The 22,253-nt window shown below is 61.4% G+C and carries 20 protein-coding genes; 13 read left to right on the forward strand and 7 right to left on the reverse strand.

Annotated features, from left to right (window positions below; all coding sequences use genetic code 11):
* Positions 1-98: 98 nt before the first annotated feature.
* The 4 genes from VJ464_22165 to VJ464_22180 all read right to left on the reverse strand — a co-directional run bounded on the left by VJ464_22165 (position 99) and on the right by VJ464_22180 (position 3,795).
* On the reverse strand, positions 99-776 hold the full coding sequence (locus tag VJ464_22165; protein ID HKQ07849.1) for a DUF1080 domain-containing protein: 678 nt from the start codon (positions 774-776) through the stop codon (positions 99-101).
* Between the two features lie 141 nt (positions 777-917).
* A complete protein-coding gene (locus tag VJ464_22170) occupies positions 918-1,211 on the reverse strand; it encodes a hypothetical protein (protein HKQ07850.1) in 294 nt (97 codons plus the stop codon).
* A 39-nt stretch (positions 1,212-1,250) separates the two neighbouring features.
* Positions 1,251-1,958 (reverse strand): hypothetical protein, encoded by a 708-nt coding sequence (locus tag VJ464_22175; protein HKQ07851.1) that lies wholly within the window; start codon positions 1,956-1,958, stop codon positions 1,251-1,253.
* 127 nt (positions 1,959-2,085) lie between these two features.
* Positions 2,086-3,795, reverse strand: a complete 1,710-nt coding sequence (locus tag VJ464_22180; protein ID HKQ07852.1) for a GMC family oxidoreductase — start codon at positions 3,793-3,795, stop codon at positions 2,086-2,088.
* A 268-nt stretch (positions 3,796-4,063) separates the two neighbouring features.
* Between VJ464_22180 and VJ464_22185 the strand changes: the two genes are divergently transcribed.
* The 11 genes from VJ464_22185 to VJ464_22235 all read left to right on the forward strand — a co-directional run bounded on the left by VJ464_22185 (position 4,064) and on the right by VJ464_22235 (position 16,922).
* Positions 4,064-5,317 carry an SGNH/GDSL hydrolase family protein gene (locus tag VJ464_22185; protein ID HKQ07853.1) on the forward strand — a complete coding sequence of 418 codons (1,254 nt, stop codon included), beginning with the start codon at positions 4,064-4,066 and terminating at the stop codon, positions 5,315-5,317.
* 29 nt (positions 5,318-5,346) lie between these two features.
* Positions 5,347-6,222 carry a TIM barrel protein gene (locus VJ464_22190; protein ID HKQ07854.1) on the forward strand — a complete coding sequence of 292 codons (876 nt, stop codon included), beginning with the start codon at positions 5,347-5,349 and terminating at the stop codon, positions 6,220-6,222.
* Positions 6,223-6,372: 150 nt separating this feature from the next.
* Complete coding sequence (locus VJ464_22195; protein ID HKQ07855.1) at positions 6,373-7,638, forward strand: Gfo/Idh/MocA family oxidoreductase; 1,266 nt, start codon at positions 6,373-6,375, stop codon at positions 7,636-7,638.
* 23 nt (positions 7,639-7,661) lie between these two features.
* On the forward strand, positions 7,662-8,987 hold the full coding sequence (locus tag VJ464_22200; GenBank protein ID HKQ07856.1) for a Gfo/Idh/MocA family oxidoreductase: 1,326 nt from the start codon (positions 7,662-7,664) through the stop codon (positions 8,985-8,987).
* Positions 8,988-9,167: 180 nt separating this feature from the next.
* Positions 9,168-9,719: a Uma2 family endonuclease gene (locus tag VJ464_22205; GenBank protein ID HKQ07857.1), complete on the forward strand. Its 552-nt coding sequence runs from the start codon at positions 9,168-9,170 to the stop codon at positions 9,717-9,719.
* Positions 9,720-9,759: 40 nt separating this feature from the next.
* Positions 9,760-10,692: an FAD:protein FMN transferase gene (locus VJ464_22210; GenBank protein ID HKQ07858.1), complete on the forward strand. Its 933-nt coding sequence runs from the start codon at positions 9,760-9,762 to the stop codon at positions 10,690-10,692.
* A 182-nt stretch (positions 10,693-10,874) separates the two neighbouring features.
* On the forward strand, positions 10,875-12,695 hold the full coding sequence (locus VJ464_22215; GenBank protein HKQ07859.1) for a sodium:solute symporter family protein: 1,821 nt from the start codon (positions 10,875-10,877) through the stop codon (positions 12,693-12,695).
* A gap of 12 nt (positions 12,696-12,707) precedes the next feature.
* Entirely contained in the window at positions 12,708-13,001 is a 294-nt protein-coding gene (locus tag VJ464_22220) for a hypothetical protein (GenBank protein ID HKQ07860.1), read from the forward strand.
* A 112-nt stretch (positions 13,002-13,113) separates the two neighbouring features.
* Entirely contained in the window at positions 13,114-14,112 is a 999-nt protein-coding gene (gene galE, locus VJ464_22225; GenBank protein HKQ07861.1) for a UDP-glucose 4-epimerase GalE, read from the forward strand.
* 73 nt (positions 14,113-14,185) lie between these two features.
* Positions 14,186-15,472, forward strand: coding sequence for a Gfo/Idh/MocA family oxidoreductase (locus VJ464_22230; protein HKQ07862.1), 1,287 nt, complete (start codon positions 14,186-14,188; stop codon positions 15,470-15,472).
* 115 nt (positions 15,473-15,587) lie between these two features.
* Positions 15,588-16,922, forward strand: coding sequence for an alpha-L-fucosidase (locus VJ464_22235; GenBank protein ID HKQ07863.1), 1,335 nt, complete (start codon positions 15,588-15,590; stop codon positions 16,920-16,922).
* Between the two features lie 35 nt (positions 16,923-16,957).
* Here VJ464_22235 and VJ464_22240 read toward each other — a convergent pair whose 3' ends face one another.
* Genes VJ464_22240 through VJ464_22250 form a run of 3 tightly spaced genes read right to left on the reverse strand, consistent with a single transcriptional unit; the run spans position 16,958 to position 19,319 of the window.
* Entirely contained in the window at positions 16,958-17,596 is a 639-nt protein-coding gene (locus tag VJ464_22240; GenBank protein HKQ07864.1) for a VTT domain-containing protein, read from the reverse strand.
* Between the two features lie 39 nt (positions 17,597-17,635).
* Complete coding sequence (locus VJ464_22245; protein ID HKQ07865.1) at positions 17,636-18,181, reverse strand: hypothetical protein; 546 nt, start codon at positions 18,179-18,181, stop codon at positions 17,636-17,638.
* Between the two features lie 55 nt (positions 18,182-18,236).
* A complete protein-coding gene (locus VJ464_22250) occupies positions 18,237-19,319 on the reverse strand; it encodes a M28 family peptidase (GenBank protein HKQ07866.1) in 1,083 nt (360 codons plus the stop codon).
* Positions 19,320-19,573: 254 nt separating this feature from the next.
* On the opposite strand from VJ464_22250, the gene VJ464_22255 reads away from it, so the two are divergent.
* Positions 19,574-21,253: a S8 family peptidase gene (locus tag VJ464_22255; GenBank protein ID HKQ07867.1), complete on the forward strand. Its 1,680-nt coding sequence runs from the start codon at positions 19,574-19,576 to the stop codon at positions 21,251-21,253.
* Positions 21,254-21,494: 241 nt separating this feature from the next.
* A partial coding sequence (locus tag VJ464_22260) for a thymidylate synthase (GenBank protein HKQ07868.1) occupies positions 21,495-22,253 on the forward strand: 759 nt, incomplete at its 3' end.

Consider the following 22,253-nt stretch of genomic DNA (forward strand, 5'->3'; position numbering starts at 1 on the left):
CGGCGGCGGGCAAGCGTACTCGCGACGAGCGGACTCGCTGCCGCCGACTTCCTTGTTCATTCTGTCTTCTGACTCCTGACTCCTGAATACTTCTCCCGTCACCTGTCACTTTTAACGCTGACTTCTTTAAAGTAGACGTGTTCGCCCGTCGCGTAGTCGTCGTGGTTCTGAATGCCGAGGTAGCCCGAATCGGGGCGTGGGCCGCGCTCCGGTTCAAAGTCTTTGGTGCGCGGCGGCGCGGGCTGGGCCGGGTCGAAATCGGTGACCGGCAGGCCATTCAGGCTGACCCGTATGCGCGGCCCGTCCAGCGTAATCTCCATCACGTTCCACTCGCCCGGCGGTTTGCTGGCCAGGGTCGTGGTTTTCGCCAGCGAATAGATCGCGCCGGTGCGGTGGTATTCGTCCTGGCTGTCACAGATTTGCACTTCGTAGCCGTGATGCACGGCGAACCATTCGTCGCGGGGGCGGTCGGCGATGCGCACAAAGACGCCGGCATTCGACGCCGCGCTCGTCGTCTTGAAAACCACGCGCACACGGCAGTTGCCGAAGGTTTCGCCGGTATACCAGAGCAAGCCCATGCCGCCTTCGCTGCGCAGCACGCCGTCTTCGATGACGAACTTGCCCGGCCCGGTGTGCTGCCAGCCGTCGAGATCGCGGCCATTAAATAACTGTCGCCAGCCGTCCGGCGTTACGGGTTGAGCCGTTGGCGGCGGCGTTTCTTTGCAGGTCATCAACAGCGCCAGCAGAGCGAGCGTTGCGGCAAGTGTGATTCTCATCTCATCTCTCCCGCATCGAGATCGTTACAGCCCCGCTCAAGCATAGACGAATGCCTCGCGCGGCGCACCCGATTCCAGTGCGGCGCGAGGCATTGAGATGCGGTTGTGGGTTTGCTTTAGGGATGGCCGGCGCGCTTTGTTTTACTTCTTCGCCGGCTTTTTGGCGCTGACCTTTTTCGCCGATTTCTTGTAACTGGCCAGCCACAGGGGGTCAACGGCATCGGCCTGGCGGCGCTCTTTTTCGGCGATCAGCCACTTGCCGCGCTCGGTGAATGGCGCGCCCCCTTCGGCGTTGACGTGACAGAAGCGGCAATCTTTAGCGCCGAACTTCTTGGCCTTGGCCAGAAATGGCGGGTAAGCGATGGACTGCACCGCCAGCGCCGCGATGACGCTCGCCAGAAAAGTAACCGATAACACAATTTTAATCCGTCTCACGAACTCCTTCTCCCTTGGTGTGATGAAATGTGGCTCGCATTAGCCAGCTAGAACTTGATTCAGCTCGCGCACCAGCGCCGCCGCCAATCGCTCGTCGGCCTGCTCGCCGCCGAGCGCATGCACCAGCGCCGTGTAGAGGCTGTGCAAGGTCTGCGCGGTTCGGTCTGTGGGCGCGAGACGCACGTTGAGCTGCACGCGGCTGAGGTCGGCGGGCACCGCAAGCGCCTTTTGATCGAGCGCCTCAAGATGAAAGAACATCACCGCCGCGAACGCCGTCGGTCCGGTGTTTTCGGTCACCGGCAGCCCGCTGGTCTTCGCCCGTTCGGGCGGTGTCGGCTCGCCGGCCTTCTTCTCGTTTTCGCCCGACTTCTGCTCTTTCTCCGTAGGCGATTGGGTCGGCCCCGGCGTCGCGCCGGTCGCCAGCATCTTGTAGCGCGCAGGCCCCGAGCCGATGCCGCCCTGAATGCCGGCGAGCTGAAGCTGCGCGTCTTTGACTTCGCCGGCTTTGCCGCCGTTGACCGTCAGACGACCGCGCAGCCGCAAGCGACTGTCGGCAATCTCGGCCTGCGCCGGCGCAAAGGTCAGCTTGTAACTTTTGCCGCCGAGCGCGAACTCGCCCGCGAAGACGCGCTCTTGCAGCCACACCGGCACCGAGTAGAGTTTGCGTCCGCCCGTCGCGCCGCGCGCCGCCACTGTGGCCTTGCGCGCCGGCTGCCTGGTTTTCTTGCTTGCCTGATTAAAGAACATTACACACTCCGATTTTGGATTTTAGATTTTGGATTCTGGGAACGTACACTCAGTTAAGTATATGGCCTTCTGCTAATCCAAAATCGCCGGCGCGTAGCGCCAAGCCATGAAAATCTAAAATCCAAAATTAAAGATTGCCTCGTTTGCGCTCGTCGGCGATGTAATCGCAGGCGCGCATGGTCAAGGCCAGAATCGTCAGCGTCGGGTTCTGGCAGGCGCTCGATGTAAAGGCAGCGCCGTCGGTCACGAAAACATTCTTGGCATCCCAGCACTGGTTCCAGCCGTTTAACACCGATGTCTTCGGGTCGCTGCCCATGCGTGCGGTACAAAGCTCGTGAATGATGCGACCGGGCGCGGTGATCTGCCCACCCTTCCAGGTGACCTCGGCGCCCGCCGCGCGCAGGATTTCTTCGCTGGTCTCGGCGGCATCTTTGGCCATCTCGCGCTCGTTGTCCGAGTGCTGAATGTGAATCTTCAAGACCGGAATGCCCCAGGCATCGACGACGCCGTTCGGATCGATCTCGGCATGGTTTTCAAAGCGCGACAGCATCTCGGCGCGCGTCGTCATATAGACCGGCGCGGTGTACCAGCGGCGCACCGCCGACTTGAACTCGCTGCCGAAGCCGGGAGCGCGCGATGGGTCTTTGGCCATGCCGGGATAACGCCAGATTTGCGAAGCGCACTCGAAGCCATAGCCGCGCACGAAGCGCGCGTGTTTGGTCTCTTTGCTGACGTTGCGGAAGCGCGGGATGTAGAGGCCGTCCGACTTGCCGTCTTCGTTGACCGGCGTGCGCCCCGCAAGCTGGTGGAAGAAGCCGCCCGCGCCGATGCCGCCGAAATGGTCTACCAGATAATGGCCCATCACGCCCGACGAATTGCCGAGGCCATTGGGGTGCTGGCGCGATTTCGAATTGAACAGAATGCGGGTTGATTCGAGCGTCGAAGCGGCGACGACGATAACCCGCCCAAAGGCTTCGTACTCCTGATACGTGACGCGGTCAACGTAGGCGACGCCTTTGGCGTTGCCGGTGTTGGTGTCGGTGATGATCTGGCGCACGACCGAGTTCGGCCTCAACGTCATGCGCCCCGTAGCCTGAGCGATGGGCAGCGTCGAAGCAATCGAGCTGAAGCTGGCGTTGACGTCGCAGCCGTCGCCGCAGTTGCCGCAAAAGTGACATTTGTTACGCCCCTTCATGTGCGGGCGCGGCTGCGCGGTCAGCATCGCGACGCGCGCCGAGATGCCGCGGCGGCCCGTCTTTTCCGCGCCGCGACGGAGCAAATGCTCGCCGCAGGTGAGCGGCATCGGCGGCATGAATTTGCCGTCCGGCAGATACGGAATGTGGTCTTGATTGCCGCTGACGCCGACGAAGTCTTCGGCCTTGTCATAGTACGGCTCGATGTCTTTGTAGCTGATCGGCCAATCATCGCCGAAGCCGTCGTGCGAAGCGGCTTTGAAATCGAGGTCGCTCATGCGCCAGGAGAAGCGCCCCCAGTGCAGGCTCTTGCCGCCGACGATGCGGGCGCGCACCCACATAAACGGCTTGCCGGGGTCTGTGGTGTAGGGATGCTCTGTGTCTTTGACGTAGAAGTGGCGCGAGAACTCGCCCGCCGTGTCCTGCATCCACTGGTCATAGTCGCGCCAGCCCGGACGACCGAAGCCGCGGTACATCGATTCCCACGGGTTCTTGTGCGAATTCAGATCGCGCTCGGGGTTGACCGGCGGGCCGGCTTCCAGCACCAGCACTTCAAAGCCATGTTCGGTGAGCTGCTTTGCCGCCATGCCGCCCGAAGCGCCCGATCCGATGATGATGGCGTCGTAAACTTTTTGCGTTCCCAATTCCGCCTCCCCTTAGAAGACCGATTTGAAGCGCCCGACCTCGGCTCGCTCGGCGTTGTTTGTCAGGATGGCGTGACGGTAACACAGCCGCCCGCGGCAATTCAAGTTTGGCGGGTCGGCTTGCGCGGCGCGGCTAATTTAGGTTATTAAGAAAGACCAGATTCTCTTGCTCTTCATCTCGGTAGCGCCCGACTGAATTCCGAATCGAACCGGTCAAGATGCGCCTCTGCGAGGAGCAATCACAAATCCATAGTATGCCGGGAGACGAATGAACATCCGCTTTAGATTTCTCTCGATTATCACGCTGCTGCTGATCGGCCTGAACGGCGCGGCGCTGGCGGCCTCGCGCCCGACCGTTTCAGATCAAAAACAAGAGCCCGATTTCGCGCTCAAGGATGGCGACCGCGTCCTCTTTTACGGCGACAGCATCACCGAGCAGCGGCTTTATACGACCTACGTCGAGCACTATGTGTTGACGCGCTACCCGGAACGGCGCATCACCTTCATCAACACCGGCTGGGGCGGCGACCAGGTGACGCGCAATGAATGCGTGCCGTGTCGCGGTGTCGGCGGGTTGGCGCGCATCAAGCGCGACGTGATTGACCATCATCCGACGGTGGTGACCTTGCTGTTTGGCATGAACGATGGCCGCTATTACGATTTCGACGAGCCGACAATGAAGGTCTACGTTGATGGTCTGACGGCGATCATTCAGGAAATCAAGGCGAAGACCAAAGCGCGCATCTACGTGATGACGCCGACCGTTTATGACGGCACGCGCAACACGCCGTGGTCGCACACGACGCGCTATAACGACGTGCTCGACCGCTACAGCGAGGCGGCGAAACAGATCGCCGCGCGCGAACAGTTGCCGGTGATTGACCTGCACGCCATCACGGTTGATGCGTTGATGCGCGCCAAGAAGGATGATCCGTCTTACACGTTTTTGCCCGACGGCGTTCACCCGCAAGAAGACGGCCAGCTCGTGATGGCGGCGGAAATCCTGCGCGCCTGGGGCGCTCCGGCGAGCGGCATCAAAAAAACGAGCGGCCCAATGTTTAATGGCGCGGAAATCCCGCCATCGAGTTATACCGTTACCGCGCCGCTCCCGTGGCCAGAGCCTCTGCCGAGCAACAAGCTGCGCGCGGTGTGGCCGCAGATCACGGAGATCGGCGCGGTGACGTTGCGCATTCCCAGCATCGTGCCGGGCACCTATAAAGTCAGCGTTGATGGTGCCGACGCCGTTAGCTTCACGGCAGACGATCTGGCGCGTGGCATCGCTTTGGATCAACTGTCGAAGAAAGCTCAGGAAGATTCAAAGGCGCTCGCTGATTTCATTCGCAAGCGCGCTGACTGGTTCTTCATGCGTTGGCGGCAGATCGAAGTGCCTTACGCCGCCGAGTACAAATCAACGGCCAATGTCGTCACGGCATTCGACTCGTTGATTGACGAGATGGCCGAGCGCGCCCGCAAGATGGCCGCGCCGCACACATACCAAATCACCATCAGCCGTGTGCCCTAATATCGCATTCATCAGGAGGATTGATTCCCATGTCGAAGATGAACCGGCGCGAAGCAATGATTGGCTTGAGCGCCGCCGCGTTTGGCGCCCTGGTGCTGCCGAAATTCGCCCGCCCTGCCACCGTCGAGAAGATCGTTAAGCGGGGCCGCCTTAAACAATCGGTTTCTTACTGGTGTTATCAAGGCAACTATAAACTGCCGGAGTTTGCGAAGATTGTCGCCGACATGGGACTGACGGCCATTGACCTGCTCAACGAAGAGCAGTGGCCGGTCGTCAAGCCGTATGGGCTGATCTGCTCGATGGGCTACCCGGCAGAAGGCGCGCAGATTCCCAAGGGCTTGAACGATAAGGCCAATCACGAAGTCATCATTCGCGGCTTGACCAGGAGCTTGCCGGTGGCCGCCAAGATGAATGTCCCGAATCTGATCGCCTTCTTCGGCAATCGCGGCTCGATCCCGGAAGCCGAAGCCTTCGACAACTGTGTTGCCGGCCTGAACCGCATCAAGAAAGTGGCCGAAGACGCCGGCGTCACCATCTGCGTCGAGCTGCTGAACAGTAAAGTGGATCACAAAGACTATCTCGGCGATCACACGCCGTTCGGCGTCCGGGTGATTCAGGCGGTCGCCTCGCCGCGCGTCAAGCTGCTCTATGACATTTATCACATGCAGATCATGGAGGGTGATGTCATCCGCACGATCCGCGACAATCATCAGCACATCGCCCACTTTCACACAGGCGGCGTGCCGGGCCGGCACGAGATTGACGACACGCAAGAATTGAACTGGGCGACCGTCTGCCGCGCCATTGTCGAGACCGGCTACACCGGCTACATCGCCCACGAGTTCGTGCCGACGCGCGAGCCGCTGAAATCGCTCGCCGAAGCCATCGCGCTGTGCGATGTCTAGGCCGCGTGACCGCCGCCACCGCCCGTGGTGCGCGCAGTCACCGCCGCCGGCATTCGCACCTGTTTATAAAAGAAGGTTGCGGGGTCACCGGCCATCTTCTGCTAAATCGTTTTTCTAGCCGGGCCATTCGGTTGGCCGGGGGAGTAAGCAATGAGCAACGACACACCCAGCCGGCGCGATTTTCTGAAGACCGCGGCGGCATCTTTGCTGGTCGTCTTCAGCGAAGAAGAGATTATCAAAGGCGCGTTCCGGCAAGATGAAAAGCCGGTCGGGCCGCCGGTGAAGTACGGCGTCATCGGCCTCGGCCAGTGGGGCAAAGAGATTCTTGCGACGCTGGCGCGCTCGCAGGCCGCGCAGGTCACCGCTCTCTCCGACACCTATGAGCAGGCGCTCACCAAAGGCAAAGAGATCGCCCCGAAGGCCGCCACCTTCGCCGATTATCGCAAGCTGATCGAGTCGCCCGATGTCGAAGCGGTGATCATTGCGACGCCGACGCCGTCACACAAAGAGATCGCCCTGGCCGCGATCCAGGCCGGCAAGCACGTCTATTGCGAAGCGCCGCTCGCCACCACGGTCGAAGACGCGCGGGCCATTGCCGTGGCGGCGCAAGCCGCGCCAAAGCTCAAGTTTCAGTCGGGGCTTCAAGGCCGCTCGAATTCGCTCTACCGGCACGTGCTGAAGTTCGTCAAGACCGGCGTGCTCGGCACCCCCGCGCAGGTCACGGCGCAGTGGAACAAGAAGCAGAGCTGGCGGCGCATGGCGGCATCGCCCGAACGCGAGCGTGACTTGAACTGGCGGCTGTCGAAAGCCACCTCGGCGGGCTTGATCGGCGAGATCGGCATTCATCATCTCGATCTGGTGAACTGGTATCTGAAGTCGCAGCCGGTGGCGGCTTCGGGCTATAGCGCGCTGGTCAGTTGGAAAGACGGGCGCGATGTCCCCGACACCGTGCAGGCGGTCATCGAATATCCGAACAATGTGCGCATGGTCTTCTCATCGACGCTGGTCAGCTCGTTCAGCGAATCCTTCACCGTCTTTCAAGGCAGCAACAGCAGCCTGATGATGCGCGAGAAGCGGAGCTGGCTGATTAAGGAAGCCGATTCGCCGCTGCTGGGCTGGGAGGTTTATGCCCGCAAGGAAGAAGTCCACAACGAGACCGGCATTGCGATGGTCGCCGATGCGACAAAGATCATCGAGGCCGGCAAAGAGCCCGGCAAAGACGGCCCCGTAGAGCCGACGCAGACGCCGCTTTACCTGGCGCTCGACGATTTCGCCCGCGCCATTCGCACAGACGCGGCAACCCCGGCAAGCGCGCTCGACGGCTACGTGGCGACGGTCGCCACGATCAAAGCCAACGAGGCGGCGATTACCGGCTCGCGCATCGCTTTTGACAAATCATGGTTTGAACTCAAATAGACACTTTCAGGAGGAGCGCAGTTATGAGCAAAAAGCAGAAAGAGAATGATCTGACCCGGCGCGATTTCATCAAGACCACAGGCGTGACGACCGCCGGGCTGGTCGCCGCGTCATTGATCGGCAGCGAAGCGCCGCCGGCGCAGGCCGCCACGCCGTCGCTTCCCACTTCGGCGCGCATCATCGGCGCCAATGGCCGCGTCAACTATGGCTTTATCGGCGTCGGCGGCATGGGCAGCGGCCACCTCAACATCATCAACACCTGGGTGGAGAAGAAAGAAGAAGACGTTGCCATCCTCGGCGTCTGCGACGTCTTCGACAAGCGCCGCCGCAAAGCGCAAGAGACCGCCAAGCTGTCGGACGCGCAGGTCTACAAAGACTACCGAAAGCTTTTAGAGAACAAAGAGATTGATGTGGTGGTCATCGCCACGCCCGACCACTGGCACGCGCAGATCGGCATGGAGGCGATGGAAGCGGGCAAGCACATCTACATCGAAAAGCCGATGACCCACACGCTCGAAGAAGCGTTCAAGCTGCGCGAGGTGGCGATCAAGACCAAGCGCTGGGTGCAGGTCGGCTCGCACGGCTGCTCGGACCCGAAGTGGCACAAGGCGCGCGAGATCACTAAAGCCAACCGCCTGGGCCGTCTGCTCTGGGCGCAGGGCAGTTATTGCCGCAACAACCCGAAGGGCGAATGGAATTACAAGATCGAGCCCGAGGCCACCGAGCAGAATATCGACTGGAAGCAGTGGCTGGGCAAAGCGCCGAAGCGCCCGTTCAGCGCCGAGCGTTTCTACCGCTGGCGCAAGTTCTGGGATTATGGCAACGGCATCATCGGCGACCTCTGGCCGCACCGCCTGCATCCGCTCATGCTGGCGATGAACCTGCTTGAGTTCCCGAAGACGGTCAACTGCATCGGCGGCATCCTCTGCGACACAGACACCGGCAATGGCGAGCCGCGTGACGTCGCTGACACCACCATGATGACGGTCGTATTCCCTTCGGGCGCGATGATCTTCCTGGCCGGCTCGACGGTAAACGAGCGCGGCGTCGAAGACGTGATTCGCGGCCAGAAGGCGAACCTGCTGTGCGGCGGCACCAAGGTCGAGCTGGTGCCGGAGCGCCCCTACGCCGAAGAGATCGAAGCCAAGGACGAGACGCCGCCGGATTCGGGCGAAACCCACGCCAAGCACCAGAAGAACTTCTTACAATCGCTGCGCAACAATGTCGCGCCGAACTGCGACATCGAGCTGGGCGTGCGCGTGCAGACCATCGTTTCGATGGCCGAAGCGTCGTATCGCAAAGGCAAGTCCATGCAATTCGACGCCAACCGCATGAAGATGAGCAGCTAGAGCCGCTATGGTGGCGCAAGGCGATTAGCTTGCGCGAGCCACTGCGCAAGCTAACCGCCTTGCGCCACATCCAGAGGCAGCCCGCGCGGGCTGCCTCGTTTCGTTTTCGGGTCGGTCCCGTTGCATGAAGTCCGCAGTGATTCGAGCCACCTGTGATAAAATCGGCGGCGAGGTGTTCTTATGAGTACGACCGAACAATTGATGACCGCCGACGAGCTGCTCAGGATGCCCGACGATGGGTTTCGTTATGAGCTGGTGGAAGGAGAGCTGAGAAAGATGGCCCCTGCCGGACACGAACATGGACGAGTGGCTGTCAGATTTACCTGGCGGCTGGCGCAGTACGTTGAAACAAACAATCTTGGCGTGGTCTATGCCGCCGAGACTGGCTTTCGGCTTGCGACCGACCCGGACACGGTGCGCGCCCCTGACGTTGCCTTCGTCAGCCGCGAGCGGCTCGAGGCGGTAAAGAGCGCGTCTGGCTTCTTTCCCGGCGCTCCCGATCTTGCGGTTGAAGTCGTTTCGCCCGGAGACACCTACACCGAAGTCGAAGAGAAAGCGATGGACTGGCTCGCGGCAGGGGCGCGGATGGTGCTGGCGCTCAACTCGCGCAAGCGCACGGTGATGGTCTTCCGTTCGTTAAACGACATCGTCATCCTCGGCGATGATGCGATACTCGATCTTGATGATGTGGTTCCAGGATTCAAGATCGCCGTGAAAGATATTTTCGATTAATCGTCTTCCAGTCAGTGTTCCCTCTACGCTGAAACCCGCAATGAACACCCCGGCAATGGTCACGCTTTCGACGCACGCCATGGCGACGCGCTTCGAGCTTCTGCTCTACGGCGCGGACGAGGTGCGGTTGCGGGCTGCCGGCGAAGAGGCGCTCTCAGAGATCGAACGGCTCGAAGCGCAGTTGAGCTGTTACCTGACCGACAGCGAGATCAGTTGGATCAATCACAAAGCCGACCTTGAGGCGGTGCGCGTCGAGCCGCGCCTGTTTCATCTGCTCAAACACTGCGCCGCCTTCAGCCGCGCCACCGATGGGGCGTTCGACATCACCATCGGCCCGCTGATGCGCGCCTGGCGCTTCGCAGGCGAGAGCGGCGCAGTGCCTTCCACGGATGAGCTTGAAGCGGCGCGCCGGCTGACAGGCATGCATCAGGTCGAGCTTGACCCGGAAGCCTTCACCGTCCACTTCAAACAAACCGGCGTGCGGCTCGACCTCGGCGCTTACGGCAAGGGCTACGCCATCGAGCGCGCCAGCGATTCGCTGAAAGAAAACGGCGTCGCGAGCGCCCTGCTGCACGGCGGCACAAGCTCGGCAGCGGTCATCGGCACACCGCCCGATCAAGCGAGCTGGCGCATTCAACTGAGCGAGCCGTTCAAAATCGCCGACCAGTTCATCACCCTCGATCTCGTAAGCGAAGCGCTGTCGGTTTCAGCGACGCACGGCAAAATGTTTACGGCGGACGGGCAGACTTATGGCCACGTCATCGATCCGCGCACCGGTTATCCGGTCAGCCGGGCGCTGGCCGCGGCGGTCGCCGGCCAGTCGGCTTCGACCTGCGAAGTCTTATCAACTGCTTTGCTGGTGCTCGGGCCGGCGTGGCTCGACGAGATGACGGAACGCTTCGTCGGCTATCGCGGCGCGGTCGCTTATCAAGAAACCGAAGCGAACATCGGCCTCGCAAGACGCGGCCTGTGATCGGCGGGGCGAATCGTTTGACAAGCGGCGTAGCCAGACAGTATAAGCATATCGCTGTCGTCTGTGACTTCGCTTGCATCAACCTTGCGCACGTTTAATTCTAGGCACGCTCTCGTCGGAGAGTGCGCCTTAAGCGCCAATTCACCTGAGCCGTCTGCAAATCTTAAATCGAGGTCTGCCGCATGAATTTGACTAGCATTGACTGGATCATCATGGTGGTTTACTTCGTCTTTGTGCTCGGCATCGGCTTCATGCTGAAGCGCTACATGAAGACGAGCACGGACTTCTTTCTCGCGGGCCGTTCGATCCCGGCGTGGGTGGCCGGGCTGGCCTTTATCTCGGCCAATCTCGGCGCCCAGGAAGTCATCGGCATGGGCGCATCGGGAGCCAAGTATGGCATCGCGACGAGCCACTTCTACTGGGTCGGCGCGATCCCGGCGATGGTCTTCGTCGGCGTCTTTATGATGCCGTTTTATTATGGCTCGCGGGCGCGCTCGGTGCCGGAATACCTGCAACTGCGCTTCGACGAGAAGACGCGCGCGCTCAACGCCGTCTCGTTCGCCGTGATGACTATCTTTTCATCCGGCATCTCGATGTACGCGATGGCCAAGCTGATTCAGACGTTGCACATCTTCGACGGGCTGTTCAATCGGCTCGGCATTCCCGCCTCTTACATCTTCGACGTCAGCATCATCCTGTCGGCACTGATCGTGCTGGGCTACATCTTTCTTGGTGGACTGACGAGCGCGATCTACAACGAGGTGCTGCAATTCTTCCTGATCGTCGCAGGCTTTTTGCCACTGGTCTTCCTGGGATTGAAGAACGTCGGCGGCTGGGAGGGATTAAAAGCGAAAGTGCCCGTCGCCTTCACGCACTCGTGGGAAGGCATGGGCAGCCCCGACACGAACCCGCTCGGCGTCGAGTGGTTCGGCATGGTGATGGGCCTCGGCTTCGTGCTGTCGTTCGGTTACTGGTGCACGGACTTTCTGGTCGTCCAGCGCGCGATGGCCGCAAAATCGATGGACGCGGCGCGGCGCACACCGCTGATCGCCGCCGTCCCAAAGATGTTCTTCCCGATCCTCGTCATCCTGCCCGGCATTATCGCCATCGCCGTGACCTCGCAGAGCGACACCCGCCAGCCGCTCGCCAACCCCACTTCATCGCAGGCTGTCGTCGAGCGCGGGCCAGAGGGCGCGCCGGCGGGCAAGGGACTCATCCCGGTCAAGATGGATGAGCAGACCGGCAAGCCTAAGGTTGACAAGAACGGCAAGCCGGAACTCGATTACGACCTCGCCATTCCGCAGATGTTGCTGCATTACTTTCCGACCGGCATTCTCGGACTCGGGCTGACGGCACTGCTGGCGAGTTTCATGTCAGGCATGGCCGGCAACGTCACGGCCTTCAATACGGTGTGGACGTACGACATCTACCAGTCATACATCAAGCGCGGCGCAAGCGACGAGCATTACCTGTGGATGGGCCGCATGACGACCGTGTTCGGCATCGCCATTTCGGTGGCGGCCGCGTACGTCGCGGTGAAGTTCAACAACATCATGGACATGCTTCAGTTGGTCTTCGCCTTCGTTAATGCGCCGTTGTTTGCGACCTTCCTGCTCGGCATGTTCTGGAAGCGCGCGACCGGCCACGGCGCGTTCACCGGGCTGCTGTCAGGCACGATTGCGGCGGCGATCCATCATGGCCTGACCTTGCCCAGGGGCGCGGAGGTTGGAATCAAAGGCGGCTGGCTCGGCATGATCCACGAGTATCCGAGCGAGATGGCGCAGAACTTCTGGACGGCCATCTATGCATGGACGACCTGCTTTCTGGTGACCATCATCGTCAGCATGCTGACCCGACCGCGCAAGGATGAAGAACTGGTCGGGCTGGTCTATTCGCTCACGGAAAAACCGAAAGAGCATCACCTGCCGTTTTATGCGCGGCCGCTCAACCTCGGCATCTTCGTGCTGCTGATGGTCGTCGTGCTGAACATCATCTTCCGATAAGGAGCGATAAAGATGGGACTCGATATACGGCTGCCAATCGGCGTGATGTTTTCAATTATTGGGGCGCTGCTGATCTTTTACGGGCTGGTCAGCGACAAAGCGATTTATGACCGTTTCTCGCTCGGCGTCAACATCAATCTCATCTGGGGCGTCGTCATGCTGATCTTCGGCGTGGCGATGTACATCTTCGGACGGCGCGGCACCTCGGCGATGCGCTCGGCGGAACAGAGCGCCGAGGGCCGCTTGATCGAAGAGATTGAGCACGAGACCGGCGAAGAGCGCGAACGCCGCCCGCCAGCGCATTGAAACAGTGATGAGTAATGAGTGATGGGTGAAGCGTGCGCGGCATTCAATGCGCCTTCTTCTCACTCGTCACTTCCCGCTCATCATTCATCACCTTCAAGAGGGTTAGCATCACATGGCAGTTCTGGTCACGGGCGGCGCGGGGTATATCGGCAGCGTCACGGTCGAGTTGCTGCGGGCGCAGGGCGAGCAGGTCATCATCCTCGACAACCTGTCGCGCGGTTATCGCCGGGCGGTGCCCGCCGACGCCGTGTTTTATGAAGGCAGTCTCGGCAACCGCGCGCTGATTAAACAGATCACCGAAGCGCACCCAATCGAAGCCTGCGTTCATTTCGCAGCCCTGGCTTATGTCGGCGAATCGGTCGAGCATCCGGCGCGCTATTTTGAAAACAACGTCGGCCAGGGTATCGAGTTGCTCGGCGCGCTCCGAGAAGCCGGCACGCGACAGTTCATCTTCTCTTCGACCTGCGCCACCTACGGCGAGCCGCAGTACATGCCCTTAGACGAGCAGCACCCGCAACGCCCGGTCAACCCTTATGGCTGGTCGAAGTTCGTCCTTGAGCGCGTGCTTGAAAGCTATGACCGCGCCTACGGCATGAAGTTCGTCGCGCTGCGCTATTTTAACGCCGCCGGCGCGACCGAAACGCTCGGCGAAACGCACCAGCCGGAAACCCACTTGATCCCCATCGTGCTGGAAGTGGCAGAAGGCAAGCGGCCACAGGTTCCCGTCTTCGGCGGCGATTACCCTACGCCTGATGGCACGGCGGTGCGCGATTACATTCACGTCACCGACCTGGGGACGGCGCACCTGCTGGCGTTGAAACACCTGCGCGGCGGCGGACAGTCCGAGTTCATCAACCTCGGCAACGGCACAGGCTATTCGGTGCTCGAAGTCATCGAAGCGGCGCGACAGGTCACCGGCCGCGAAATCAATATGCACATCGAGCCGCGCCGCGCCGGCGACCCGGCGCACTTGATCGCCAAGGCTGACCGCGCCCGCGATGTGCTCGGCTGGCAGCCGGCTCACCCTGATCTCGCAGACATCATCGGCAGCGCATGGCGCTGGCGGCAAGCGCACCCGGACGGCTACGCCGAAAGTGGCGCAAGCGGTTAGCTGGCGCTACATCTCATCATGAGCTTGATCGGCTCGCGCCAGCTAACCGCTTGCGCCACTTTTCATCATGAGCTTGAGTCGCAGAGGCTTTCTTCAATCATCGGTCGCTGCCGGGCTGGCGTTTTCGATCAAGCCGCTGCGCCGCGCCGAAACGGCGAAGTACCGCACGGCGCTCATCGGCAGCGGCTGGTGGGGCATGAACATTCTGCGCGAAGCCATGCGCGCCGGCGCGTCGCGCGTCGTCGCGCTCTGTGACGTGGATCAGAATCAGCTCAACCCTGCCGCCGAAGAAGTCGAGCGGCTCGCGGGCGGGCGGCCCAAGCGTTATCGAGATTACCGAGAGCTGCTCGCCGCGGAAAAGCCTGAAATCGTCATCGTCGCCACGCCCGACCACTGGCACCCGCTCATCACTATCGCGGCGGTGCGCGCCGGCGCGCACGTCTACGTCGAAAAGCCCATCGGTCACACGATCCGCGAAGGCCGCGCGATGGTCCGGGCGGCGCGCGATACCGGGCGCATCGTGCAGGTCGGCACGCACCGCCGCGTTTCGCCGCACAACGTATCAGGGATGGAGTTTTTGAAATCCGGCAAGGCAGGCCATATCGGCATGGTGCGCGCCTTTGTGCATTACGGCGGCGGGCCGGGCGAGCGCGTTACCGACACCGAGCCGCCCGCCGGCCTGGATTGGAATATGTGGTGCGGCCCGGCGCCGCTGCGCCCGTTCAACAAGACGATTCACCCGAAGGGCTTTCGCCAGTACCTCGATTATGCCAACGGCCAGCTCGGCGACTGGGGCATTCACTGGCTGGATCAGATTCTCTGGTGGACGGAAGAGAAGTACCCGCGCAAAGTCCATTCGACCGGCGGGCGCTTCATCCGGCGCGACAACACCGACGCGCCAGACACGCAGGTCGCTACCTTCGAGTTCGAATCGTTCACCGCCACCTGGGAGCATCGCCTGTATGCCGCGAACGAAGCTGAGAAGACGAATATCGGCTGTTACTTTTACGGCACCGAAGGCACGTTTCACATGGGCTGGCTCGACGGCTGGACCTTCTACCCGGCGGACAAGAACAAGCCTGTGCAGCACGAAGCGCCGCGGCTGAATCAGCCGGATGAGCAGAACATCCGCGAGCTTTGGGCAGACTTCCTTGAGAGCATCCGGCTGAAGCGGCGACCCGTCTGCGACATCGAGACCGGCCACCGCTCGACCAACATGGCGCTGCTTGGGATGCTCTCTTACAAGCTCGGTCGCAGCGTCCATTGGGACGGCGACAAAGAGACGATTCTGGATGATGCGGAAGCCAACCGGTTGCTTGCGCGACCATACCGCGCGCCGTGGGAATATCCGAAATCATAGAATGAAAGGAAAAACACAGAGACACAGAGACACGGAGGCAGCACGGAGTTTTCTCTGTGTCTCCATGCCTCCGTGTCTCTGTGTTTTTTTCCTCTTTTCTGTGTTCAGGTGAGCGATGCCATACAAAAGAATCTTTGTCCCCGTACTGCTTTCATTATTGCTCGTGTCACTCAGCCTACTGCCGGCGCGCACGACGGCGCAGGCCGGTTATCAGCCCGCGCCTCAGAACCTTGAAGCGCGCCGCTGGTTTCAGGATGCCAAGTTCGGGCTGTTCATTCACTGGGGCGTCTACAGCGTGCTGGGCGACGGCGAGTGGGTGATGAACAACCGCAAGATTCCCATCCACGATTACGAGAAGCTGCCGCGCGCTTTTAATCCCATAGACTTTGATCCGGCTGAGTGGGTCAGCATCGCCAAGGCCGCCGGCATGAAATACATCACCATTACCAGCAAGCACCACGACGGCTTCGCGATGTTCGACTCGAAGGTTTCCGACTACGACATCGTGGACCGCACGGCGTACAAGAAAGACGTTTTGAAAATGCTGGCCGACGAGTGCCACCGCCAGGGCTTGAAGATCTTCTTTTATCATTCGCAGCTCGACTGGCATCACCCGGATTATTATCCGCGCGGCGGCACGGGCCGCGACGCCGGGCGACCGAACGCGGGCGACTTCTCGAAATACATTGATTACATGAATGCGCAGCTCAGCGAGCTATTGACGAACTATGGCGAGGTCGGCGGCATCTGGTTCGATGGCTGGTGGGATCGCCCCGAGGCGAACTGGCGGCTGGACGAAACCTACGCGCTGATTCACCGTTTGCAGCCGGCGGCGCTCGTCGGCAGCAACCATCACCGGCGGCCCAATCCCGGCGAAGATTTTCAGATGTTCGAAAAAGACCTGCCGGGCCAGAAGACGACCGGCTTTAATCAAGAGCAAGAGGTCGGCCAGTTGCCGCTTGAAACCTGCGAGACCATGAACGATTCGTGGGGCTTCAACATCAACGACCGAAAGTACAAGAGCACGCGCGACCTGATCCGCTACCTGGTGCGCGCCGCCGGCAATAACGCAAACTTTCTGTTGAACGTCGGGCCGATGCCGAACGGCAAGATTCAACCGGAGTTCGTCACACGGCTGCGCGAGATGGGCCAGTGGCTGGCCCGCTATGGCGACAGCATCTATGGCACGCGCGGCGGCCCGGTCAGCCCGCGCCTCTGGGGCGTGACGACGCAGAAAGCCAACCGCGTCTATGTTCACGTGCTCGACTGGAACAGTGCTGACGCGCTGTGGCTGCCGCTACCGGCGCGCGTCACGTCGGCAAAGTTTCTCAAGGACGGCAGCATTGCGCCGGTGACTCAGGTAGAAGGCGGCGTCTTGATCCGCGCGATTCCGCAGAGCGCCGCCGACGAGTTCGACACCGTCATCGCGCTGGAGCTTGAAAGCAAGTGAACGTCAGATGGCGCACACAGGGTTAACCGGTAATCTCAAGCGGCCCGGTCTTCGCTCAGCTTTTCAGGCGCAGGCTGCCGCCGGCGGCGCACGATATAAATCGTCACCGCGATGCCGGCCAGCACACCGAGCGCAATCAGCGACCACAACATCACCGTGTAATGGCGCATCAGGAAGCGGAAGACACGCTGGCCGAAGACGGAAGCGAGATAGGCGACCAGCGTGAAGCGCACGGCTCGCGCCGCAATCAGTGACGCGAGAAATTTCGGCAGCGGATAATTCATCGCCCCGGCGCCGAGCAAAAACGGGCCGAGCGGCGCAGGCGGCGGCAACAGCGCCGGCACAAAGACCGTCGCAAAGCCCCAGCGCTCGAAGGCGCGATGCACCTTTTCCATCTTCTCTTTCGAGAGCCGCTTCGCCAGCGCCTGCTCGCCGCCCTTGCGCCCCAGGCGGTAGGTAATATAACCGCCGAGCACCGAGCCGATGGTCGCCATCACCGCGTAATAGATCCACTCGTCGCGCTCGTGCGCCGTCAGCACGATGGTCAGCGCGTCGAGCCCGCCCGGCGTCGGGATCACCGAGCTATCAACCACCCCCATCAGGATCAAGCCGAGCCCGCCTAGCCGCCGGAGGGTTCGCCACACTTCGAACAGGTATACCCAAATAAAGCCCATTTATCATTGCCATTTCAGTTTTAATACTCACGTCCGCCACTAATGATTATAACCGCCAAACGCTGCGAGCTTGCCGAGCAGCTCGGCGCGGGTGATGCGACAGAGATTGCCGCCGGTGAAGAAAGCGTCTTCGGTGACTTCCACCGGCGCGTAGGCGGGCGGCTCGACCGCCATCAATTCGTCGAGCGTGTCGGCCTCGACTTCGCATAGCACCAGGCCGGCAAGCTCACCTGCGAACACGTCAATCGAAAAGACGCGCCCGCCGGCGTTGTGGTAATAACGCGTCTTCGTCAGCCGGTCGCCTGCAAGCCCCTCGAAGAGAGCATACTCGCCCGGCGACAGCAGAATGCGGCTGATCGTCTGGAAGTAGGGCGAGGGCGATTCGGCTTTCTTCGTCAGCTTGATCACGCGCCGGTCGCTGTCCGAATCGGTCAGGACGCGCAGCCGCAGCCTTGTTTGTCGAAGATAGTTGTCCTCGAAGGTCTTCGAGTATGACTCGACGGCGCTTTGCCAGTCCGCCCGCGGCGCAACCAGGAATCGCCGCTCGTATTCGACGCGCGTATATTTTGCCTCTTCCGCATCCATGATTCGTTCTGTTCTCGCTTCGCGCCGCGCGCTTTGCTTCCCGACGGCAGCGCGATTACTGATGCTGCGCCGCTGGTTTTTCGTGAAGCGTTTTCCATGCTTGAAGGTAGCGCGCGGCCTTCGGATTATCGGCGTTCCAGTGCGGCGATTGCGCGTTGTTGGCCATCATCAACACGGCGAGCGCCACACAGCGGTCTACCTTTGCCATGTTCTGATAGTTAACTTTCTCCCAGGTATCGCCGACGCCGTGATAGTCGGGATAGACGTAGGCGACGCAGAGCGTGTGCGCCGGCACGCCCTGATCGGCGAGCGCCTGGTTGTCGCTGCGACTGAAGAAGGCGTCGCTGTTGCGCGGGTGCTTATAAACGTTGATGCCTGTGAGCAGACCGGCGGCTTTGAAGACCTGGCCGACTTCGGAAAAGTCGAAGCCGGTCATCGAAGCGTTGTTCACCTGCGGCCCTTCGTTGCTGTCTGTGCGCCCGACCTGTTCGAGATTGATGTCGGCAACCGTGCGGTCGAGCGGGAAGAGAGGATGCTGCCCATAGTAACGCGAGCCGAGCAGGCCGCGCTCCTCGCCAAAGAAGGTCATAAAGACGATGCTGCGACGCGGGCGCTGTTTCATCGAGGCAAGCGCCGACGCCACTTCGATGACGGACACCGTGCCGCTGCCGTCGTCGTTCGCGCCGTTGTAGATCGTATCGCCTTCGCCCGGCTTGATGCCGAGGTGGTCGTAATGCGCCGTCACCAGCACGTAGGTATCTTTCAGCGCCGGGTCACTGCCGCGCAGCACGCCGACGACGTTGCGGACGCGCACGGGCTTATCCGAGCCGCGCGGCGCGACGCTGGCGGTTTGAAAGTAGCCGTCATCGCCGGCAGGCTCAAGGCCGGCGCCGCGGAACTGCGCGGCGATGTATTCGGCGGCCATGTCGAGCCCGCGCGACGGCGTGCCTCGCCCTTCCAGAGCGTCCGAGGCGATGAACGACAGGTGGCCGCGCAACGAGTCGGCGGAGATGCGATTGAGCGCCGCGCGCACCTCAATGGTCATCCGAAACGGCGGCGCAGGCGGCGCGCTCAGCGTAGAGGCCGCAAGCGCCAGCAGCAGCATGACCCGCGCCAGCCTATCAGTGATCTTTTTCACGCTCATCCTTCTGTCCATCTCCCGGTTGATTTGCAAATATTCGGCCAAGTATAGCAGACCGCCCGCGGCCCGCGGCCAATTGCTGTGATTTTGTTGCGATGATTGCGCCGGCGCGCCGAGCGACTTTATAATATTGGGCGTCTCCCAATTTTACTTCAATAGCTCCCCGGCAGCCGCCCCGGCGCGTTGCCGGCATACAACGCAGCAGTCCAGCCCTGCCGCCATGAAGCTGTGAAGAGGTGTCGAGGTAGTCAATGAAGAAGCTCGCTGTCGCTTGTCTGTCTCTGGTTATGGCGTCGTTTATCGTCGTCCCCCACAAGGTCGCCTACTCGCAGGCCCGCAACCCGCGTTCAGCCGCTTACGCCGAGGGCGAAATCATCGTCAAGCTCAAGGCAGAGGCTGCCGGCCTGGCCGAGCAAGATATTCCCGAATTCATTTTCCGCGCGCCGGGCGCTCAGGCCGAGCGATTAAGCAAGCGTCAGCGCGGCATCAACCTGATCCACCTCAACGGGCAGCTTTCGGTCGAGCAGGCGGTCGCCGCGGCTAAGGCCGATCCGCGCGTCGAATACGCCGAGCCGAACTACCTCTACGCGACCGACGCGACGCAGCCCAACGACCCGCGCTTCGGCGACGAGTGGGGGTTGATGAATTCATTCTCGGCGCAGAGCGCCGGCGCGACGCCCGCCGACATCGGCGCGACGCGCGCCTGGGACATCACCACCGGCAGCGATGATCTGGTGGTCGCCATCATCGATACCGGCGTTGACATCATTCACGAAGACCTCGCCGCCAACATCTGGACGAATCCCAACGAGATTGCCGGCAACAAGTTTGACGACGACGGCGACGGTTACGACGACGACGTGCATGGCTGGAACTTCCGCGATAAGAGCGCCGACCTGTTTGTGGACGCTAACGAAGATTTGCATGCGACGCACGTCGCCGGCACCATCGGCGCGGTCGGCAATAACCAGGTCGGCGTCACCGGCGTCGCCTGGCACGTCAAGCTCATGCCGCTGAAGTTTCTCGGCGGCTCGAAAGGCTCAGGCTCGACCGCCGACGCTATCCGCGCCATCGATTATGTGATCTACCAGAAGAACCACGGCGTCAACGTGCGCGTCATCAACTCGAGCTGGGGCGGGCCGGGCGCGTCACAGGCGTTGCGCGACAAGATTCAAGAGGCCGGCGACAACGGCATCGTCTTCGTCTGCTCGGCGGGCAACGACGCCGAAGATAATGATGGCGCATCGCCGGATTACCCGGCGGCTTTCGCGGCCAGCCTCAACAACGTCATCTCGGTGGCGGCGATTAACAGTTCAGATTACCTGGCGAACTTCTCGAACTACGGCCACGCCGGGGCGACCGTTGCCGCGCCCGGTGAGGAAATCTGGAGCACGGCACCGCACACTTCGCTCTCGCCGAATGGCTCGTACCGCCAGTTGAGCGGCACCTCGATGGCTTCACCGCATGTCACGGGCGTCGTGGCGCTGCTGCTCTCGAACGAGCCGCAGTTGACGCCGGCGCAGGTCAAGCAGCGCATCATCGCGACTGCCGAGCCGACTGACGCGCTGGTTTCGAGGGTTGCCGCTTCGGGCCGCGTCAACGCTTACAACGCGCTGACGAATCGCATTGCTCCGACAACAAGCCCGCGCATCGTGCAGAACGGTGTGAGCTTTTCCAAAACCACTTTGACGATTGACGGCTTCGGCTTCGCGAGCGGCTCGGCGGTCATCGAAGTCGGCGGCAAAGCCCTTGACGGCACCGCGTACGATAGCTCGTATGCGACCGGCAATGGCACGCTGACGCGGCTGACCAATGAGATGGGCAAGAAGCCTTTGAAAAAGAAATTCCCCATCGGCCAGCCGGTCACGGTGACGATCTTCAACCCGACGACCGGCGAGCGCTCGCCGAGCTTCACGGCGACGCGGTACTAGAGCAGTTTTCGATTGCGTTTGCCCTGTAGCGCAAGGCGGTTAGCTTGCGCGAGTCGCGGCGCAAGCTAACCGCCTTGCGCTACATTTGCAGAAGTAAAAACGGAGGCCGCAGGCGCGCCGCTTGCGGCCTCCGTCTTTTTTCGCGGGCCGTTTGACCGCCAGAGGTTTCGGCTTGCGTCTTGTCGCTCAGACGCCGGTTGCTTAGAATACCCCTTCGACTCCACGCGCCGGGGAATCCGCGATGAAACCATACCTTGATCTGATGCGCCATGTGCTTGAGCAGGGGACGCCAAAGACCGACCGCACCGGCACCGGCACGCTTTCGGTCTTCGGCCACCAGATGCGCTTTGATCTGCGCCAGGGCTTTCCGCTGGTGACCACCAAGAAGCTACACATGCGCTCGATCATCTACGAGCTGCTCTGGTTCCTGCGCGGCGAGACCAACGTAAGCTGGCTGCAGCAGCATGGCGTCACCATCTGGGACGAATGGGCGGACGAGCGCGGCGAGCTCGGTCCGGTATACGGCTATCAATGGCGCCACTGGCGCACACCCGACGGGCGCGAGATCGACCAGATCGCGCAGCTGATCCAGAACCTGCGCAGCCGCCCGGACTCGCGCCGTCACCTCGTCAGTGCCTGGAACCCGGCGGACGTCGACAAGATGGCGCTCCCCCCCTGCCACGCGCTCTTCCAGTTCTACGCCGCCAACGGGCGACTCTCCTGCCAGATGTACCAGCGGAGCGCCGATCTCTTCCTCGGCGTGCCGTTCAACATCGCGTCGTATTCACTGCTGACCTTGATGGTCGCGCAGGTCACCGACCTCAAGCCCGGCGAGTTCATCCTCGCCTTGGGCGATGCCCATCTCTATCTGAACCACCTCGAGCAGGCCCGCGAGCAGCTCTCCCGCGATCCGCGCGCGCTGCCGATGATGAAGCTCAATCCGAACGTGAAGGACCTCTTCGCGTTCAAGTACGAAGACTTCACGCTCGAGCACTACGAG

It is taken from the genome of Blastocatellia bacterium (genome assembly GCA_035275065.1).
In the GTDB taxonomy this organism is placed as follows: Bacteria; Acidobacteriota; Blastocatellia; order UBA7656; family UBA7656; genus DATENM01.

Bases quoted from the DNA above. Each gene is read 5' to 3' on its own strand.
- VJ464_22205 (HKQ07857.1), top strand. From the start codon at position 9,168: ATGAGTACGACCGAACAATTGATGACCGCCGACGAGCTGCTCAGGATG.
- VJ464_22165 (HKQ07849.1), bottom strand. From the start codon at position 776: ATGAGAATCACACTTGCCGCAACGCTCGCTCTGCTGGCGCTGTTGATG.
- VJ464_22255 (HKQ07867.1), top strand. From the start codon at position 19,574: ATGAAGAAGCTCGCTGTCGCTTGTCTGTCTCTGGTTATGGCGTCGTTT.
- VJ464_22210 (HKQ07858.1), top strand. From the start codon at position 9,760: ATGAACACCCCGGCAATGGTCACGCTTTCGACGCACGCCATGGCGACG.
- VJ464_22175 (HKQ07851.1), bottom strand. From the start codon at position 1,958: ATGTTCTTTAATCAGGCAAGCAAGAAAACCAGGCAGCCGGCGCGCAAG.
- VJ464_22245 (HKQ07865.1), bottom strand. From the start codon at position 18,181: ATGGATGCGGAAGAGGCAAAATATACGCGCGTCGAATACGAGCGGCGA.
- VJ464_22195 (HKQ07855.1), top strand. From the start codon at position 6,373: ATGAGCAACGACACACCCAGCCGGCGCGATTTTCTGAAGACCGCGGCG.
- VJ464_22185 (HKQ07853.1), top strand. From the start codon at position 4,064: ATGAACATCCGCTTTAGATTTCTCTCGATTATCACGCTGCTGCTGATC.
- VJ464_22200 (HKQ07856.1), top strand. From the start codon at position 7,662: ATGAGCAAAAAGCAGAAAGAGAATGATCTGACCCGGCGCGATTTCATC.
- VJ464_22220 (HKQ07860.1), top strand. From the start codon at position 12,708: ATGGGACTCGATATACGGCTGCCAATCGGCGTGATGTTTTCAATTATT.
- galE (HKQ07861.1), top strand. From the start codon at position 13,114: ATGGCAGTTCTGGTCACGGGCGGCGCGGGGTATATCGGCAGCGTCACG.
- VJ464_22235 (HKQ07863.1), top strand. From the start codon at position 15,588: ATGCCATACAAAAGAATCTTTGTCCCCGTACTGCTTTCATTATTGCTC.
- VJ464_22190 (HKQ07854.1), top strand. From the start codon at position 5,347: ATGTCGAAGATGAACCGGCGCGAAGCAATGATTGGCTTGAGCGCCGCC.
- VJ464_22215 (HKQ07859.1), top strand. From the start codon at position 10,875: ATGAATTTGACTAGCATTGACTGGATCATCATGGTGGTTTACTTCGTC.
- VJ464_22240 (HKQ07864.1), bottom strand. From the start codon at position 17,596: ATGGGCTTTATTTGGGTATACCTGTTCGAAGTGTGGCGAACCCTCCGG.